The sequence below is a fragment of the Leifsonia sp. NPDC058194 genome, assembly GCF_042883605.1.
Classification (GTDB): Bacteria; Actinomycetota; Actinomycetes; order Actinomycetales; family Microbacteriaceae; genus Leifsonia.
The window spans coordinates 1,037,936-1,053,448 of record NZ_JBHVVL010000001.1; the positions used below are offsets into that span (position 1 = coordinate 1,037,936).

General features: G+C 71.0%; 19 protein-coding genes. 11 read left to right on the top strand and 8 right to left on the bottom strand.

The window, feature by feature from the left end:
• Positions 1-155: 155 nt before the first annotated feature.
• Both ACFVU2_RS05025 and ACFVU2_RS05030 read right to left on the bottom strand, forming a co-directional pair.
• Positions 156-1,448, bottom strand: a complete 1,293-nt coding sequence (locus ACFVU2_RS05025; protein WP_387871764.1) for a sodium:proton exchanger — start codon at positions 1,446-1,448, stop codon at positions 156-158.
• A gap of 297 nt (positions 1,449-1,745) precedes the next feature.
• Entirely contained in the window at positions 1,746-2,174 is a 429-nt protein-coding gene (locus tag ACFVU2_RS05030) for a DUF2000 family protein (protein WP_387871766.1), read from the bottom strand.
• A gap of 49 nt (positions 2,175-2,223) precedes the next feature.
• Here ACFVU2_RS05030 and ACFVU2_RS05035 point away from each other — a divergent pair, with 49 nt between their 5' ends.
• Complete coding sequence (locus ACFVU2_RS05035) at positions 2,224-3,018, top strand: AraC family transcriptional regulator (RefSeq protein ID WP_387871768.1); 795 nt, start codon at positions 2,224-2,226, stop codon at positions 3,016-3,018.
• Between the two features lie 9 nt (positions 3,019-3,027).
• Complete coding sequence (locus ACFVU2_RS05040; protein WP_387871770.1) at positions 3,028-3,777, top strand: ABC transporter permease; 750 nt, start codon at positions 3,028-3,030, stop codon at positions 3,775-3,777.
• A 29-nt stretch (positions 3,778-3,806) separates the two neighbouring features.
• On the opposite strand, the gene ACFVU2_RS05045 is transcribed toward ACFVU2_RS05040, so the two are convergent.
• The 5 genes from ACFVU2_RS05045 to ACFVU2_RS05065 are packed head-to-tail and all read right to left on the bottom strand — an operon-like array spanning position 3,807 to position 6,312.
• The gene (locus ACFVU2_RS05045; protein WP_387871772.1) at positions 3,807-4,067 is read right to left on the bottom strand and encodes a Txe/YoeB family addiction module toxin; all 261 of its coding nucleotides are present in this window, start codon (positions 4,065-4,067) and stop codon (positions 3,807-3,809) included.
• A complete protein-coding gene (locus ACFVU2_RS05050) occupies positions 4,064-4,315 on the bottom strand; it encodes a type II toxin-antitoxin system prevent-host-death family antitoxin (protein ID WP_313542599.1) in 252 nt (83 codons plus the stop codon). Before ACFVU2_RS05050 ends, ACFVU2_RS05045 begins: the two co-directional genes overlap by 4 nt.
• A gap of 49 nt (positions 4,316-4,364) precedes the next feature.
• Positions 4,365-5,192: a flagellar motor protein MotB gene (locus ACFVU2_RS05055; protein ID WP_387871774.1), complete on the bottom strand. Its 828-nt coding sequence runs from the start codon at positions 5,190-5,192 to the stop codon at positions 4,365-4,367.
• A gap of 1 nt (position 5,193) precedes the next feature.
• Entirely contained in the window at positions 5,194-6,015 is an 822-nt protein-coding gene (locus ACFVU2_RS05060) for a motility protein A (protein WP_387871776.1), read from the bottom strand.
• A gap of 15 nt (positions 6,016-6,030) precedes the next feature.
• A complete protein-coding gene (locus ACFVU2_RS05065; RefSeq protein ID WP_387871778.1) occupies positions 6,031-6,312 on the bottom strand; it encodes a flagellar FlbD family protein in 282 nt (93 codons plus the stop codon).
• A 136-nt stretch (positions 6,313-6,448) separates the two neighbouring features.
• On the opposite strand from ACFVU2_RS05065, the gene ACFVU2_RS05070 reads away from it, so the two are divergent.
• A complete protein-coding gene (locus tag ACFVU2_RS05070; protein ID WP_387871780.1) occupies positions 6,449-7,327 on the top strand; it encodes a flagellar motor switch protein FliM in 879 nt (292 codons plus the stop codon).
• 4 nt (positions 7,328-7,331) lie between these two features.
• Entirely contained in the window at positions 7,332-8,051 is a 720-nt protein-coding gene (gene fliN / locus ACFVU2_RS05075) for a flagellar motor switch protein FliN (RefSeq protein WP_387871782.1), read from the top strand.
• A gap of 93 nt (positions 8,052-8,144) precedes the next feature.
• On the opposite strand, the gene ACFVU2_RS05080 is transcribed toward fliN, so the two are convergent.
• On the bottom strand, positions 8,145-8,873 hold the full coding sequence (locus ACFVU2_RS05080; protein ID WP_387872396.1) for a formylglycine-generating enzyme family protein: 729 nt from the start codon (positions 8,871-8,873) through the stop codon (positions 8,145-8,147).
• 209 nt (positions 8,874-9,082) lie between these two features.
• On the opposite strand from ACFVU2_RS05080, the gene fliO reads away from it, so the two are divergent.
• The 7 genes from fliO to ACFVU2_RS05115 are packed head-to-tail and all read left to right on the top strand — an operon-like array spanning position 9,083 to position 15,384.
• Positions 9,083-9,622: a flagellar biosynthetic protein FliO gene (gene fliO, locus ACFVU2_RS05085; protein WP_387871784.1), complete on the top strand. Its 540-nt coding sequence runs from the start codon at positions 9,083-9,085 to the stop codon at positions 9,620-9,622.
• Complete coding sequence (fliP, locus tag ACFVU2_RS05090) at positions 9,583-10,506, top strand: flagellar type III secretion system pore protein FliP (protein WP_387871786.1); 924 nt, start codon at positions 9,583-9,585, stop codon at positions 10,504-10,506. The genes fliO and fliP overlap by 40 nt, the downstream gene beginning before the upstream one ends.
• Positions 10,506-10,781, top strand: a complete 276-nt coding sequence (locus ACFVU2_RS05095; protein WP_387871788.1) for a flagellar biosynthetic protein FliQ — start codon at positions 10,506-10,508, stop codon at positions 10,779-10,781. Before fliP ends, ACFVU2_RS05095 begins: the two co-directional genes overlap by 1 nt.
• Complete coding sequence (locus ACFVU2_RS05100; RefSeq protein ID WP_387871790.1) at positions 10,781-11,542, top strand: flagellar biosynthetic protein FliR; 762 nt, start codon at positions 10,781-10,783, stop codon at positions 11,540-11,542. The genes ACFVU2_RS05095 and ACFVU2_RS05100 overlap by 1 nt, the downstream gene beginning before the upstream one ends.
• Positions 11,539-12,633, top strand: coding sequence for a flagellar biosynthesis protein FlhB (locus tag ACFVU2_RS05105; RefSeq protein WP_387871792.1), 1,095 nt, complete (start codon positions 11,539-11,541; stop codon positions 12,631-12,633). The genes ACFVU2_RS05100 and ACFVU2_RS05105 overlap by 4 nt, the downstream gene beginning before the upstream one ends.
• Positions 12,630-14,687 (top strand): flagellar biosynthesis protein FlhA, encoded by a 2,058-nt coding sequence (locus tag ACFVU2_RS05110; RefSeq protein ID WP_387871794.1) that lies wholly within the window; start codon positions 12,630-12,632, stop codon positions 14,685-14,687. Before ACFVU2_RS05105 ends, ACFVU2_RS05110 begins: the two co-directional genes overlap by 4 nt.
• Positions 14,665-15,384: a hypothetical protein gene (locus ACFVU2_RS05115; protein WP_387871796.1), complete on the top strand. Its 720-nt coding sequence runs from the start codon at positions 14,665-14,667 to the stop codon at positions 15,382-15,384. Before ACFVU2_RS05110 ends, ACFVU2_RS05115 begins: the two co-directional genes overlap by 23 nt.
• The last annotated feature ends 129 nt before the right edge of the window (positions 15,385-15,513 follow it).

Here is a 15,513-nt window from a genome sequence, read left to right on the forward strand (position 1 = left end):
GAGACGATCTCGCGGGTGCGGACACTTCTCTCATAGGAGCCGCCCCCGAGGGGGCGCCCCACAGTGTCCCGGCCGGCATTCGGCTCAATCCACCGGGATGCCGCGAGGGGCCGCGCGTCTGGACCGGGGGGTTGTCGGACGCGCGGCCCCCGCCTTCATTCCCGCGACCCGGCGGCCACCGCCTCGCGATCGTGCGCCGCGTCATCGGCCGTGCGGGCGAACGGCGCACGCAGCGTCGGCCACAGTCTGCGCCACCGGATCGCGAACAGCACGACGGCGAGTGTCGCGTACACGCCCGACACGATCCAGCGTGCTTCGGTGCCGGGGAAGACGAAGGTCACAGCGAAGAGCACGAACAGGGCCGTGGCCCAGCGCCCGGCGAACCGCAGGCTCAGGAGCATCGCGACGCCGAGCAGGGTCTGCGTGGCGGTGAGGACGAACTCCTCCACCTGACGGCCGTCCATCGGGAGGGCCCAGCCGCCGCCGCCCAGGGCGTGCGCGATCGGGAGGGTGCCGACCAGGGCCGTCCACTGGTTGACCTTGCTGGCGAGCAGGATGCCGACGCCCATGGCCGCCTTGCCGCGCATGGCGAAGATGATCGCGATGACGAACTCCGGTGCCTCCGACGCCAGCGGCGCGAGCCACTGAACGAGCAGGAAGTCGTCGATCCCTGCGGCGCGGCCGCCCTGGATGAGGCTGTGCGCGAACGGCTCGGCGAGCAGGAGGATGACCGCGGCCGACAGCACGAAGATCGCGATGACGGTCACTCGGCGGGCGACCTTCGGCAGACCGCCGATCGCGGCGGGGACGCCGACGAGCTCCGGCTCCTCCGTCTCGCCCTTCGACACCTTCCACAGGTAGTAGACGAACAGGGCGAGCAGCACGACACCCAGCAGCACGTGGATCTGACCGGTGAGCGGGATGGTCAGGGTGAGCAGCGAGGCGATCATCAGCAGGCCCAGCTCGACCCGGTTGTCCTCCGGGAGGCGCACGGCGAACGGCCGCGGGCTGACGTCCGGGTCGACCGGGTTCCGCCGGGCACGCGCCGCACGGTAGACGAGGAAGGCGACCAGCAGGATGAACGGCCACCCGAAGCCGAGCAGGAGCCGGTTGGAGCCGGTCATGTTCGCGGCCGCGTACTGCGCCTGGCTCGGATCGCTTCCGGCGGTGAAGGCGAAGTAGAGGTCGATCGCGTACTCCGGCAGGATCGCGATGATCGCCAGCAGCCCGACGGCCAACCCGCCGGAGATGTCCACTTCGGCGGCCTCGCCCGCCCAGGCCAGCGCGAAGGCGGCGGCGACGATCGCGACGCCGAACATCAGGATGCCGACGATCGGCTCCGGTTCCACCCCGCTCAGCCGCAGGGCGACGCCCTGTGCCGCCACCAGGGCGACGATTCCGAGAGGGATCACCAAGCGCCGGGCTCCGCCGGTCGTCCGCGTGTCCATGTCATGCCTTCCGATCGTGACGACCGGGCAGGTACGACGGAGGAGCCCGGTCATCGTGTGCTGATGACCGAAGGTCTCGCTCGCCCGAGAACCGGGAGGCACGCCGGGCCGCATCATCGCGAGCCAGTATGTCGACGTGCCGCGCATCCGGAATCGGATGCTGAGCTACTCCCCTTCGCCCTTCGAGCCTGGCAGAGCGGCGGGGTCCCGACCCAGCCGGGGAGGCGGATTGCCAGCGTTTCGCGCAGCCTAACTTCGGCGGTAGGCCGGGTGTCGGCACATGTCAGGCCGTGCGCATCAGTCGTGCAGCCGCGCTCCCTTGGCGATGCGGTCGACGGCGTTGCGCGGCCCGCGGACCGCGATGCCGACGAGGTCGAGGTCGGCGGTCGCGACGGCGGAGACGGCCGCCCGGTTCGCGGCGTCGTGGCCGGTCGCGAAGAGCTCGCGGGTGTAGACGGCTGTGTCGACGCCACGTGCTTCGGCCCGGTCGCGGGCGGTGCGCAGCAGTTCGCGATCCGCGGTCATCACCACGACGGGCTGGCGCAGCATCGGGAGGTACCGGGCGCCGTCCGCGTCGCGGTACGGCTCGCCGACCAGGTCGGGTGCACTGGTCGCGACGCCGCTCACGAGGAACGCGGTCACATTGAGCTCCTGCCAGGCGGCGAGCCCGTCGCTCAGCAGGACGACGATCTTGGTGTCGAATCGGGGTGCATCGGGTCCGGTCATGGCTCCAGCCTCGCGGCCGGCTCCGGGCGGAGTCTTGTACATTCCTTGCATGGTCGAGTCGGTGCACGCCTGGCATCCCGAGGTGCCGTCGGTGCGGGAGGTGCTGCATGCGACGTTCGACCACGCCTACCCCGCGCACACGCACGACGCGTGGACCGTGCTGCTGATCGACGCGGGCGTCGTCGCCTTCGACCTCGGCCGCCGCGCCCATCGCGCCGCGCCCGGATCGATCGCGCTGCTTCCCCCGGGGGTCGCGCACGACGGGCAGTCCGCGATCCAGGACTCCGGCTACCGCAAGCGGGTGCTCTATCTCGAGCCGGCCTGGCTTCCGCAGAGGATGCCGTCCGCGGCGGTGGACCGGCCGACCGTGGGTGCGCCCTCGACGGTGGCGGCGGTGCGCCGCATCCATGCCGCGGTGGCGTCGCCCGGCGACCTGCTCGCCGCCGAGCACTGGGTGCTCGCGCTGCGGCACGACCTGCTGGGACACCTCGGTGCTGCCGTCCCTGACATCCGAGACGCACCGCTGGCGAGGCGGCTGCGCGAACTGCTCGACGATCGCCTGACCGAGACGTTCACCCTCGCCGAGGCCGGGCGACTGCTCGGCGCGCATCCCAGTCACCTCGTGCGCGTGTTCTCGCAGACCTACGGGATCGCCCCGCACCGCTACGTGACGGGGCGCCGCATCGATCGCGCCCGGCGCCTCCTGCTCGACGGGCGCTTCGCGGCGGAGTCGGCCGTGCTGGCGGGCTTCCACGACCAAGCGCATCTGACGCGGCACTTCCGGCGGACGCTCGGGGCGACACCGGGTGCGTTCGCGCGGGCGGCCGCCGTGGGCGCGGCATAGGCTCGCTTCGTGCCGATCGTCCAGGAGCTCGCCCCCACGCTGCTCGGGATCGCCGTGCTGGCCCTGATCGCGACGGCGGTCCTCGCCGTGTACCGGGTGCCGCACCGCTGGGCGCCCATCCTGGCGATCGTCCGCGGCGCGGCCCAGCTCGCCGTCATCAGCCTGGTGCTCTCCGGAGTGATCACCAGCCCGCTGTGGGTGGCGCTCGCGCTCCTCGTGATGTTCGTCGTGGCCGCGAGCACCGCGACGCACCGGATCGGCTGGAGCGCCGAGCATGCCGGGATGATGGCCGCGGCGATGGCGATCGGCGTCGGAGTGACCTTCGTGGTCGTCTTCGCGACCGGCGCCATCGAGCTGAGCGCTCGCTACGCGCTGGCCATCGGCGGCATCGTGATCGGCAATGCGATGAGCATCGCGACCCTCTCCGGCCGTCGGTTCACCGAGGCCGTCGACGACCACTGGGACGAGGTGGAGGGGTGGCTCGCGCTCGGCGCGACCCCCCGGCAGTCCACGCTGGAGCAGGCGCGCACCGCCGTCTACTCCGCGCTCATCCCCTCGGTCGACCAGACCAAGACCACGGGCCTGGTGACGCTTCCCGGCGCGTTCGTCGGCGCGATCTTCGGCGGGGTGTCGCCGCTGGAGGCGGGACGGTTCCAGGTCGTGGTGCTCGCGGCGATCATGTGCGCGGGAGCCATCACCGCGGTCATCGTGGCGGCCTGGCTCGCGCCGGTGAGGGTGCGGCCGGCCCGCCTGCGCTAGGGCTCCGGTTCTCGGGCTCCGGCTCCGGCTCAGGGTGCGTAGTGGTACCGGCACTGTGCGACGAGCACGGCATCCTCCGTGACGCGGTAGACCAGACGGTGCTCGTCGGTGATCCGTCGCGACCAGAAGCCGTGGAAGCCGTGCTTGAGGGCCTCCGGCTTGCCGATTCCGCTGTTGCCGTTCCGCTGGATGTCCGTCAGCAGGTGATTGATGCGCTTGAGGACGCGTCGATCCTGGCCCTGCCAGTACAGGTAGTCCTCCCACGCGCTCTCGTCCCAGATCAGTCTCATTCGAGCAGGTCGTGCTCGGTTCCGCCGCCGTCTCCGAGGCGCTCGATCGATTCGATCAGTCGGCGCGCGTTCGCCGGGCTGCGCAGCAGGTACGCCGTCTCTTTGAGGGACTCGTAGTCCTCCAATGCGACCATCACGACGGGCTCCCGCCCTGCGCGGGTGATGACGACCTCCTCACGATCGTCGAGTACCGCGTCGAGAGTCGCGGCGTAGTGCGCCCGCGACTCCGAGTAGCTGATGGTCTTCATGTCGACCTCCTTAGGTACAAGAAATTGTACGCCACGACGGAGGGCGGTGTCAGTGGCCCGTCGTCGTCCCGGCGGGGGTCGTGCCGGACTGCAGGGCCTGCGGGATCAGTTCCCGCACGGTGTCGGGCTGCGCCGAGAGCACGACGACGTCCACTCGGCGGTTCAGCGCGAGGTCCTGGTCGGTCGTGCCCGTGGCGTTCGCCATCGGGCGGGCCGAGCCGAAGCTCACGGCGGCGATGCGCTCCGCCGGGAACCCGTCCGACTCCACGAGATGCCGCAGCACACTGGTCGCCCGACCGGCGGAGAGCTCCCAGTTGGTCGGGTAGGGCGCCCCCGGCTGGCGGACGTCGGCGTGCCCCTCGACCGACACCTGGTACACCTCGGGACCGATCACCGGTCCGATGTCGTCGAGCACCCGCACGGCCGTGCCGCTCAGCTCGGCGTGGTTGGAGTCGAAGAAGGTGGAGCTGCCCACCAGGCCGATCGTGAGACCGCGGGCGTCGATCTTCATCTGGACCGCATCCTGGAGGCCGTCGCGGGTGAGGGCGGCCTGGATCGCGTCGCGGATGCGCTCCAGGTTCTGCGCCTCCTGCTTCGCCAGCTGGAGGTCGGTGGTGTCGCCCTTCTGATCGACCTGGGCGGGAGGGACGACGACGCCCTTGGCCGTGTCGACCTTCTCGGTCTTCACCTGCCCGAACCCGGTCGCCAGGGAGTTCTTCAACTCCTCGAACTTCTTCTGGTCGACCGTGGACATCGCGAACAGCACGATGAACATGCACATGAGCACGGTGACCATGTCCATGTACGACGCCATCCAGCGCTCTTCGTTCTCGTGCTCCTCCGGCTCCTCGTGCTTGCGCCGGCGACGGGCGGACACGTCAGGCCGCTTCTTCGGCGGGAGCCTTGGCGGCGGACTTGGCCGCCTTCTCGGCCTTGCCGCCCTTGGCGGCCTCGGCGCCGCCCGGGACCATCGCGCGCAGGCGCTCGCCGAGGAGGCGCGGCTGACTGCCCGCCTGCACCGCGAGCACGCCCTCCATCAGGAGGTTCATCCGTTCGACGTCCAGCTCGGAGAGGCGGCGCAGCCGAGCGCCCAGCGGCAGCCACAGGAAGTTCGCCGACAGGAGGCCCCACAGGGTCGCGACGAACGCGCTCGCGATCATCGGGCCCAGGTGGCCCGGGTCGTCGAGGTTCTCGAGCACGTGGGTCAGCGAAACCACGGTGCCGATGATGCCGATGGTGGGCGCGTAGCCTCCCATCGACGAGAAGAACTTGGCGGCCACGCGGTCCTGCTTCGAGCGCGTGGCGATCTCGTCCTCGAGCAGGATGCGCAGCTCGTCGCCGTCCGTGCCGTCGGCGATGTTCTGCAGGGCGCCCTTGAGGAACGGGTCGGTGACCCCCTCGGCCTCCTGCTCCATCGCGAGCAGGCCGTTCGAGCGCGCCGTCTCGGCCAGCCGCACGACCTCGTCGATCACCTGCTGCGGCGGGTCGATCTTGCCGCGGAAGGCGCCGGGGAGCGCCTTCACCGCGATCAGGAAGTCCTTGATCGTGCCGCTGGCGATGCCCACGGCGATCGTCGCCCCGAACACCAGCACCATCGGGGCGGGCAGCAGGAGGGCCGTCAGGTGCCCGCCCTCCAGCGTCACCATGGCGACGACGGAGCCGAACGCCAGGACGATGCCGATGATGGTTGCCGGATCCATGGGGGTTCTTCCTCGCTACTTCTTGCGTGCGTGCAGAGGGACGGCCCGCAAGCCCTCGCTCTGCTCACCGGGCGCCGGCACCGGTCGGGGGCCGGCGGCGGGCAGGTCATGGGCCAGCGCGATCACGCGGGCCCGGTAGGCGGCGATCTTCTCGATCACCTCGGCCATCGATTCCGTGACGATGAACTTGGCACCGTCCACCATCACGAGCGTCGTGTCGGGACTGGCGTGGATGCGCTCGATCAGGTCCGGGTTGACCGCGAACTGGGTGTCGTTCAATCGGGTGACGACGATCATGGGCGCGAATCCTGGTCTCGGCTCCGGGTGAGCCGTCACAGGGGCACTATCGGCGCGGGGGCGGTCTGCGTTAGAGGAGGCACAGGATGCGCACAGGCGCCTAACGCGCGCGCCGCTCCTGCCGATAGAGCCTCACGTGACCTCCCTGCCCGCCCCCTTCGCGCCCGAGGCGCCGGTGTACGACTTCCGGCGGCCGACCACGCTGGCGCGTGAGCATTCGCGCGTGCTGGAGCTGGCGTTCGAGACCTTCGCCCGGCAGTGGGCGACCCAGCTGACCGCCAAGGTGCGCGTGCTCAGCCAGGTGACGTGCATGTCCGTGCAGATGCAGACGTACGACGAGTACGCGGCCTCGCTGCCCGCGACCACGGCCATGGTGCTGTGCGAGCTCGACGGGGTGGCGCCGAAGGGCGTGATCCAGTTCCCGACCGTCGCGGCGCTCTCCTGGGTGAACGCGATGCTCGGGGGGACGGGCATCCCGGTCCCGAACGAGCGCACCTTCACGCAGATCGAGCATGCGCTCGTGCGCCGTCTGATGGACGACGCCCTCGAAGACCTCCGCTACTCGCTCGGGTCGCTGCTGGTCGCGCCGATCGCGGTCGACGCCATCCAGTACAACTCCCAGTTCGCGCAGGCGGCGGCCACGGCCGAGCTGATGATCGTGGCCGCGTTCGAACTGCGCGTGGGTGAGAGCCTCGCCGAGGCGACCGTCGCTCTGCCGGCGGTCGTGCTGCTCCCGCAGCTCGGCGAGACCAATCCGACCCACAGCGCCGAGAACGCCCGCGAACTGGTGGATGCGCAGCTCGCCCGCGTGCCGGTCGACGTCTCCCTGCGGCTCGCCCCGGCGAACGTGAAGCCGAGCGTCGTGCTCGGGCTCGCGGTCGGCGACCTGCTGCCCCTCCCGCATCCGCACCACCGACCGTTCGATCTCGCCGTCGGGGGACACCCCGTGGCCGGCGCCGCGCTGGGCTCCAGCGGGTCCCGGCTGGCGTGCGTGATCGTGAAGACAGAGGACTGAACCGATGAACATGGCCACCGCAACCGGCGCCGCTCTCTCCCTCGCGCAGGCCCAGTCGGCCGCCCAGGCGCTCGCGGGCGTGCTGCCGACCGGCGTGCCGCTCAGCCCCCTGCTGGAGACCACCGGCGGTTTCGCCGGCCAGACCGGAGCGGCCGTCGTCGCGAGCTTCGTCGGCGCGTTCTCTGCCGACCTCGCCGTCGTGCTGCTGGAGGCTCCGACCCTCGTGGACGACGGGGCCGACGGCTCTCCCGTCGTGGCGCTGCAGGACGTCCTCCAGCCCGCGCTGGAGGCCGCGAGCGACACCCTCGGCGCGGGCGTGCTCGACGACTCCCGGGTGGAGGAGGCGGAAGAGCTGTTCGCGGACGCCGCGACGACCGTGTTCGCCCTGCAGGGCGCGGGCGGAGTGGCCGGCTGGTTCGCGATCCGCGGCCGCGCCCCGCTCGCCGAGCGCTCTTTCGGCTCGGCGGCCATCGCGGGCAAGCTCGCCCGCATCAGCAACGTCGAGATGGCCCTCACGGTCGAGATCGGCCGTACGCGCATGGCCGTCCGCGACGTGCTCGCGATGGAGCCGGGCGCCGTCATCGAGCTCGACCGCTCGGCCGGGTCGCCCGCCGACGTGCTCCTCAACGGCCGCCTCATCGCGCACGGCGAGATCGTGGTCGTGGACCAGGACTACGCGGTCCGCATCACCAAGATCCTCGACGCCGCCGAAGAGCTGGACTGAGGCGGCACACCCGGACGACGGCGCTGCCGAGGCGGCAATAGATCGCACGAAAAGTGCCGAGGCGGCGAATTGTCCGCCGCCTCGATCGGCGGGTCAGCGGCGTGGGGTCCAACCCGAGGGGAGGGGGCCGGTGATCGCGGCGCGCTCGCGGTCGGCCTCGAGGGACCAGCCCTGGGCGGCGCCTTCGGCGTCGAACCCTCCGCGGGCGACGCGGAACCCGACGTCCTCGTGCGTCGCGCGCGGCGGGCCTCCCCGTCGCGTGCCCGCACGCACACTCCACGCGTCGTCGGCGTACCCGCCGCCGCGGAACACCCGGTAGTCGTCGTACCGCGCCGGGTCCAGGAGGTCCCAGCACCACTCCCACGTGTTGCCGAGCGTGTCGAAGAGGCCGTTGAGGTTCGGGAGGCGACCACCCACGTCCGCCGGCGCCGAGAGGCCGTCCGCGCTCGTCCACGCCACCTCCGCCAACGGTCCGTAGTGCGCCCCCGTGGAGCCCGCGCGGCAGGCGAACTCCCACTCGGCCTCGGTCGGCAGCCGGAAGCCGTCGGCATCCACGTGCCAGGTCACATCCTCCCCGTCGAACGTGTAGGCCGGATCGAGGCCCTCCCACTCCGACGCGGCGTTGCAGAACCGTACGGCGCGCAGCCAGCTGACCCCGGTGACCGGGCGCCGGGGATGCGACGACGGCAGCCCGATCAGCTCCGCCGCCTGCTCCTGCGTGACCGCGAAGACGCCGATCTCGAACGGCTCGAGCGCCACGGTCCACCGCTGCTTGCGGCGGGCGTCGTGCAGCTGCACCGCCCCTCCCGCGATCTGCGCCATCTCGATGTCGGACCCGTCCACCCCGCCAGCCTGCCCTGTTTCGTGCGGCGGTGTGGACCGAATGTGGACTCAGCGCGCTCCATTCACGACGTTTGGTCCACATCTCGGGTGGGAGGGGGAGGTGCCTAACGGTGGGAGGGAGGCGGCCGATAGTGCGCAGCGTGACCCCCCGCCGCCCCTCTCTGTCGATCGACGCCCGGGGGTAGGCCGTGGAGACCGTGTTCATCGCATTGCGCGTCCTCGTGGTGCTCGCCGTCATCGTGCTGGTGCTCTGGTACGTGCAACGGCGCGTCACGAAAGGGCGCGGTGCAGCCCGCCGCACCAACGCGGTGAACGTCGTCGGCCGTCAGGGCGTCGGGCCGAAGGCCTCGGTCGTGGTGGTGGATGTGGACGGCAACCGGTTCGTCCTCGGCGTCACCGAACGGCAGATCAACGTGCTGCACACGGGGGAGCGTCCGCACGATGCGGACGTGCGCCCCCTGCGGCCGGTCCGCAAGACGTTCGCCAAGGAGCTCCCGGGCGCGGCGGAGACCGCTCCCGAGACCGCCGCGGCGAGCGTGGCCACCAGCACCGCCAACACCAGCTCCACCAGCACCACCAGCTCCACCAGCAGTACAGATTCCAGGCAGGATGCCGACTTCCTCACGGCGCAGGGACGCGCCTCGCTCTTCGACGAGGCACTCAAAGGCTCGATCCTGTCCCCGGCTACATGGCGGCAGGCGAGTTCGGCGGTGCGGCCCAAGAAGTGACGGCGGCCTCCGACGCGCGCGCACTGCGCCCGCGCACCGCGCCCGGCACCGTCGCGAAGACCTCGTCGCGTCACTCGCGCCTCCCGCGACTCGTGGTCGCGATCGTCCTCGTCGCCCTGATCGCTGTGGCGTTCCTGCTGCTCACGGCCGCGACCGCGCACGCCGAGCCGACTCCCGTGCCGACACCGAACGGACCCGCGGGTCCCGGAGGCACCGGCGGCATCACCGTCGACATCAACGGCCCGAACGGCACCCCGAGCGCGGCCATCCTGACGCTGCTCGGCATCACCGTGCTGTCGGTCGCCCCCGCCCTGCTGCTGATGATGTCGTCGTTCACGAAGATCTTCGTGGTGCTCGCGATCACCCGCAACGCGCTGGCGCTGCCGTCCATCCCGCCGAACCAGGTGCTCGCGGGCCTCTCGCTGTTCCTGAGCCTGTTCATCATGAGCCCGGTGCTCGTCGACATCAACACCCTCGCCGTGCAGCCGTACCTGGCCGGCCACATCGACTTCACCGCCGCACTGCACGCGGCCGAGGTGCCGTTGCGCGGGTTCATGTCCGCGCACACCCGCGAGGAGGACATCGCGCTGATGACGCGCGCGGCGGGCCGGCCGAACCCCGAGAACGCCGCGTCGGTGCCGCTGCTGACGCTCATCCCGGCGTTCATGATCTCGGAGCTGCGGGCCGCGTTCATCATCGGCTTCGTGATCTTCGTGCCCTTCCTCGTGATCGACATGGTCGTCTCCGCCGCGCTGATGTCGATGGGCATGATGATGCTCCCGCCGGTGATGATCTCGCTGCCGTTCAAGATCCTGCTGTTCGTGCTGGTCGACGGCTGGGGGCTGATCGTCACCAGCCTGATCACGAGCTATCGGGGCGGCTGATGAACGCCAACGCCGTCCTCGACATCGCCATGCAGGGACTCCTGGTCACGGCGAAGCTCGCCGCGCCCATCGTGGTGACGGCCCTCGTCGTGGGCTTCGCGATCTCCCTGATCCAGTCGATCACGCAGATCCAGGAGGTGACGCTCTCGTTCGTGCCGAAGGCGGCGGCCGTCGGCATCGCGCTCCTCGTGTGCGGCCAGTGGATGATCGCCGAGCTCATCAGCTTCACCAACATGCTCTTCGAGAAGATCCCGTCCCTGCTGGGCGGTGGCTGATGTACATCCCCATCGACCTGACGACGATCGAGGCGGTGGCGCTCGCCTCGCTGCGGATGGTGGCGTTCCTCGTGATCGCGCCGCCGTTCTCGTACAACGGCTTCCCGGCGCAGGTGAAGGGGATGCTCGCGATCGGGCTAGCGATCGCGGTGGTTCCGCGCGCGGGGGCGGGCTATCAGTCCGGTGACACGGGCGCCTTCCTGCTGGACATGGTGCGCGAGCTCGCGGTGGGGGCGACGCTCGGTTTCCTGGTCTTCCTGGTGTTCTCGGCCATCCAGTCCGCGGGCAGCTTCATCGACCTGTTCGGCGGGTTCCAGCTGGCGCAGGCCTTCGATCCGCAGGCGATGATCAACGGCGCCCAGTTCACCCGGCTGTTCCAGTTGACCGCGCTGGCCCTGCTGTTCGCCTCCGGCGGCTACCAGCTGATCATCGGCGGGCTCGTGCGCACCTTCGACGCGATCCCGCTGGGCGGCGCCTTCGATCTGGCGGACCCGGCGAAGGAGATGGTCTCCGGGGTCTCGCAGATGTTCCTCGCCGCCCTGCAGATCGCCGGGCCGCTGATCGTCGTGCTGTTCCTGGCCGACGTGGGCCTCGGCCTTTTGACGCGCGTCGCCCCGGCGCTCAACGCGTTCGCCCTCGGTTTCCCGCTCAAGATCATGCTGACCGTGGTGCTCGCTGGTATCGTCGTCGTCGCCCTGCCGGGCGTGGTCTCGGGGCTCACGGACCAGGCGGTCAAGACGATCTTGGGGGTGACGCGATGAGCGACGCCCAGGAACGCACCGAACAGGCGACCGAGAAGCGCATGAAGGAGGCCCGCGAGAAGGGCCGCCTCGGCAAGTCGCAGGACCTCACCGCCTGGGTCGGCGTGGGTGCTGCCGCGGTGATGCTCCCGTTCACCATCCAGCTCGGCACGAACGCGGCCGTCGACCAGATGTTCACCGTCCGCTCGGTGATCGAGTCGCCCGACCCGGCGAAGGCGGTCGCCGCGCTCGGCACCGGGCTCGCCAGCATCCTGCCGACGATCGGTGCGCTGCTGGCCGTCGGCGCCCTCGCGATCATCGGCGCCGCCGCGGCCCAGGGCGGCGTGCACCTCAAGAAGCTCGAGGGCAAGTACGAGCAGTTCGACATCGTCAAGGGCGTCGGCCGGGTGTTCGGGATGCGCGCCCTCTGGGAGGGGGCCAAGACCCTCCTGAAGTCCGCCGTCGTCGGCATCGGCCTCTACCTCGTCGTGCAGGGCCTGATGCCCGTGCTGCTGATGGCCGGCAGCCTCTCCCTCTCCTCCCTGCTGGAGGCCGCCGCGGCAGGTGCGGGAGGACTGCTGCAGGCGGCCATCGGAGCCGGCCTCGTGCTCGCGGCGCTCGACGTGCTCGTCGTGATGCGCCGCAACCGCAAGCAGACCCGCATGACCAAGCGCGAGATCCGCGACGAGAACAAGAACTCCGACGGCGACCCGCTGATCCGGTCGCAGCGGCGGGCACGGCAGCTCGCGATGAGCCGCAACCGGATGATCTCGGCGATCGGCGGCTCCGACGTCGTGCTCGTGAACCCGACGCACATCGCGATCGCGATCAAGTACGAGCCGGGCAAGTCGGCGCCGCGCGTCGTCGCCAAGGGCGCGGGGGTCATCGCCCAGCGCATCCGCGAGAAGGCCAAGGAGGAGCGCGTGCCGATCGTCAAGGACATCCCGCTCGCCCGGGCGCTCCACGCCGGCTGCAAGCTGGGCGACGAGATCCCGGTCGAGCTCTACAACTCGGTGGCGCGCGTGCTCGCGTTCGTCATGTCGCTGAAGTCGCGCGGCGCGGCCACCGGGATCCACACGATGACCCCCGCACCGATAGGAGGGCTCACATGAAGTCGAGCAATGGACTGGGCGCGAAGGTCGCCGTCCCGATCGGCGTCGTCGGCATCATCATGCTGCTGGTGGTCCCCGTGCCCGCCTGGCTGCTGGACACCCTGATCATCGTGAACATCATGCTCGCGCTGGTCATCCTGCTGACCACGATGTTCGCGAAGAAGCCGCTGGACTTCTCCGTCTTCCCGTCGCTGCTGCTGGTCGCCACGCTGTTCCGTCTCGGCCTCAACGTCGCGTCGACCCGGCTGGTGCTCGGTGACGGGTTCGCCGGGCAGGTCATCCAGGCGTTCGGCCATGTGGCCGTCGGCGGGTCCATCATCATCGGCGCGGTCGTGTTCCTCATCCTGGTGGTCATCCAGTTCATCGTGGTGACGAAGGGTGCGGAGCGCGTCGCCGAGGTGGGCGCCCGGTTCACCCTCGACGCGATGCCGGGCAAGCAGATGGCGATCGACGCCGACCTGAACGCCGGCCTCATCACCGAGGACCAGGCCCGCCAGCGCCGGGCGGAGGTCTCGGCCGAGGCCGACTTCTACGGTGCGATGGACGGCGCGAGCAAGTTCGTCAAGGGCGACGCCATCGCGGGCATCCTGATCATCATCATCAACGTGGTCGGCGGCATCGCGATCGGCATGATCCAGCGCGGGATGGAGCTCGGCGACGCCGTCAACACCTACACGCTGCTGACCATCGGCGACGGTCTGGTCACGCAGATCCCCGCCCTCCTCATGGCGGTCTCGACGGGCATGATCGTGACGCGCTCGAACGCCGAGAGCGACATCGGCACCACGGCGAGCGGCCAGCTGAGCCAGTCGCGCAACGCTCTGACGATCGCGGGATGCGCGGCCATCGTGATGGCGCTCATCCCGGGCATGCCGCCCATCCCGTTCGTGCTGGTCGGCGCGTTCCTCATCCTGGCGGCGCAGCGGCTCAAGACCCGGCAGGCCGAGCAGAAGAAGGTGGAGGCGGCGAAGAAGGCCGTCGCGACCGCCGGCACCGGCGAGACCACCGACGACCTCATGGACCAGATGCGCGTCCACGCCCTCGAGATCACCCTCGCCCCCGACCTCGTCGACATCGTGAGCGGCGCCTCCGACGACCTGCTCGCCCGCGTGCGGGCGCTGCGGCGCAAGATCGCGCTCGAGCTGGGCGTCATCGTGCCGCCGGTGCGCACGCGCGACTCGGCCGAGCTGCCGCCCTCGACCTACGTCATCAAGATCGCCGGGGTGGAGGCGGGGCGCGGCCAGGCGCCGTCCGGCCGGGTGCTGGCGCTGGGTGACGCCCTCGACGCATTGCCGGGCACCCCGACCATCGAGCCGGTGTTCGGGCTGCCGGCCAAGTGGATCCCGAGCGAGATGCGGCACAGCGCCGAACTCGGCGGCGCCACCGTGATCGACCGCGTCTCCGTGCTCATCACCCACCTGTCCTCGATCATCACCGCGAACGCCGGCCGGCTGCTCACCCGCGAGGACGTGCGCCAGCTCACCGAGGGCGTCAAGCAGGTCAACCCGTCGGCGGTGGAGGAGCTCGTGCCCGGGCTGCTGTCGCTCGCCGAGGTGCAGCGCGTGCTGCAGGGGCTGCTGGCCGAGCAGGTGCCGATCAACGACCTCCCGCGCATCCTGGAGGCCCTGGCCCTGCGGGCGAAGGTCTCGAACGACCCCGAGGGGCTGATCGAGGCGGCGCGCGCAGCGCTCGGACCTGCGGTGGTCGCCCCGCACCTCGACGGCGACGTGCTGCGGGTCATCATGATCGACCCCGGCCTGGAGCAGTCGATGCTCGAAGGGCTGCGCCCGTCGGAGGCCGGCACGCAGATCGTGCTCGACCCGGTGCGTCTGGAGGCCGTGATGGGCTCCATCAAGCAGACGGCCGGCCAGCTCGACGACCTCGGGGTATCGGCCGTGCTGGTGTGCGCGCCGGCCCTGCGGCCGGCCATCCGCCGACTCGTCGCCGGCCAGCTGAGCGGGCTCGCGGTGCTGTCGTACCAGGAGGTCACGGCCGTGCAGGCGAACATCGAGACCGTCGGGGTGGTGAGAGGTGCCGAGTCGATCGCAGCCTGAGTGGCTCGGCCCCGAGACGGACGACATCACGCCCGCGGTCTCCACGTCGTCGCACGCCTTCCAGGCCATCCTCGACGACCTCGTGCGCACGCTCGACACCCCGCTCCCGCCGGTCGCGCCCACAGCCGAACCCGCAGTCGAACCCGCAGACGCGGGCCTCGGTGGTGGGCCGCATCCCGGTGCGCCGACCGCCTCCGAGGCCGCCGCGCTCGACGCGGCCCTGCGCGCCGCCGCTCCGGCCGAGCCGGTCCCCGCCGGGCCGCCGCCCGCGCGCCTGGAGGGCAAGGGCGATCTGACCGTGGTCATCGGGCTGGGGGCCGACGCGCGCGAGGCCGCCCGCATCCTCGCCGAGGGAGTGGAGGCCGACGTGCACCCGGTCGCCGACCGTCGCGACGCGCTGGCCGCCCGCGCCGACGGCGTGCGTCGCGGATGCGCGATCGTCGCCCCCGTCGAGCTCGACGCGGTGGATGCGGTGCCCGCGCTCGCCGCCGACCTCGCCTCCCTCGCCCCCGATCAGGTCTGGGTCGCCGTCGACGTCTCCCGGCGCCTGGAGGACACCCGCCGCTGGGTCGGCGAGGTGGATGCGGTGCTGGCCGTCGACGGCGTCGCCGCCACGGGCGCCCGTCGCACCGCCGGACCGCACGGGCTCGCCGCCCTGGGCCGCCCCGTCCTCTGGCTCGACGCCCCGCCCGCCTGACGCCGCGCGCCCGGCCGCTCGCTCGCCGAGGGGTGAGTTGTTGCGGGTATCGGAGGCGGGCAAGGCGGCCAACGAGCACCCCCTCTCGCGTGGACACCACGGACGCTGCCCAATACGGGGGTAGTGGAG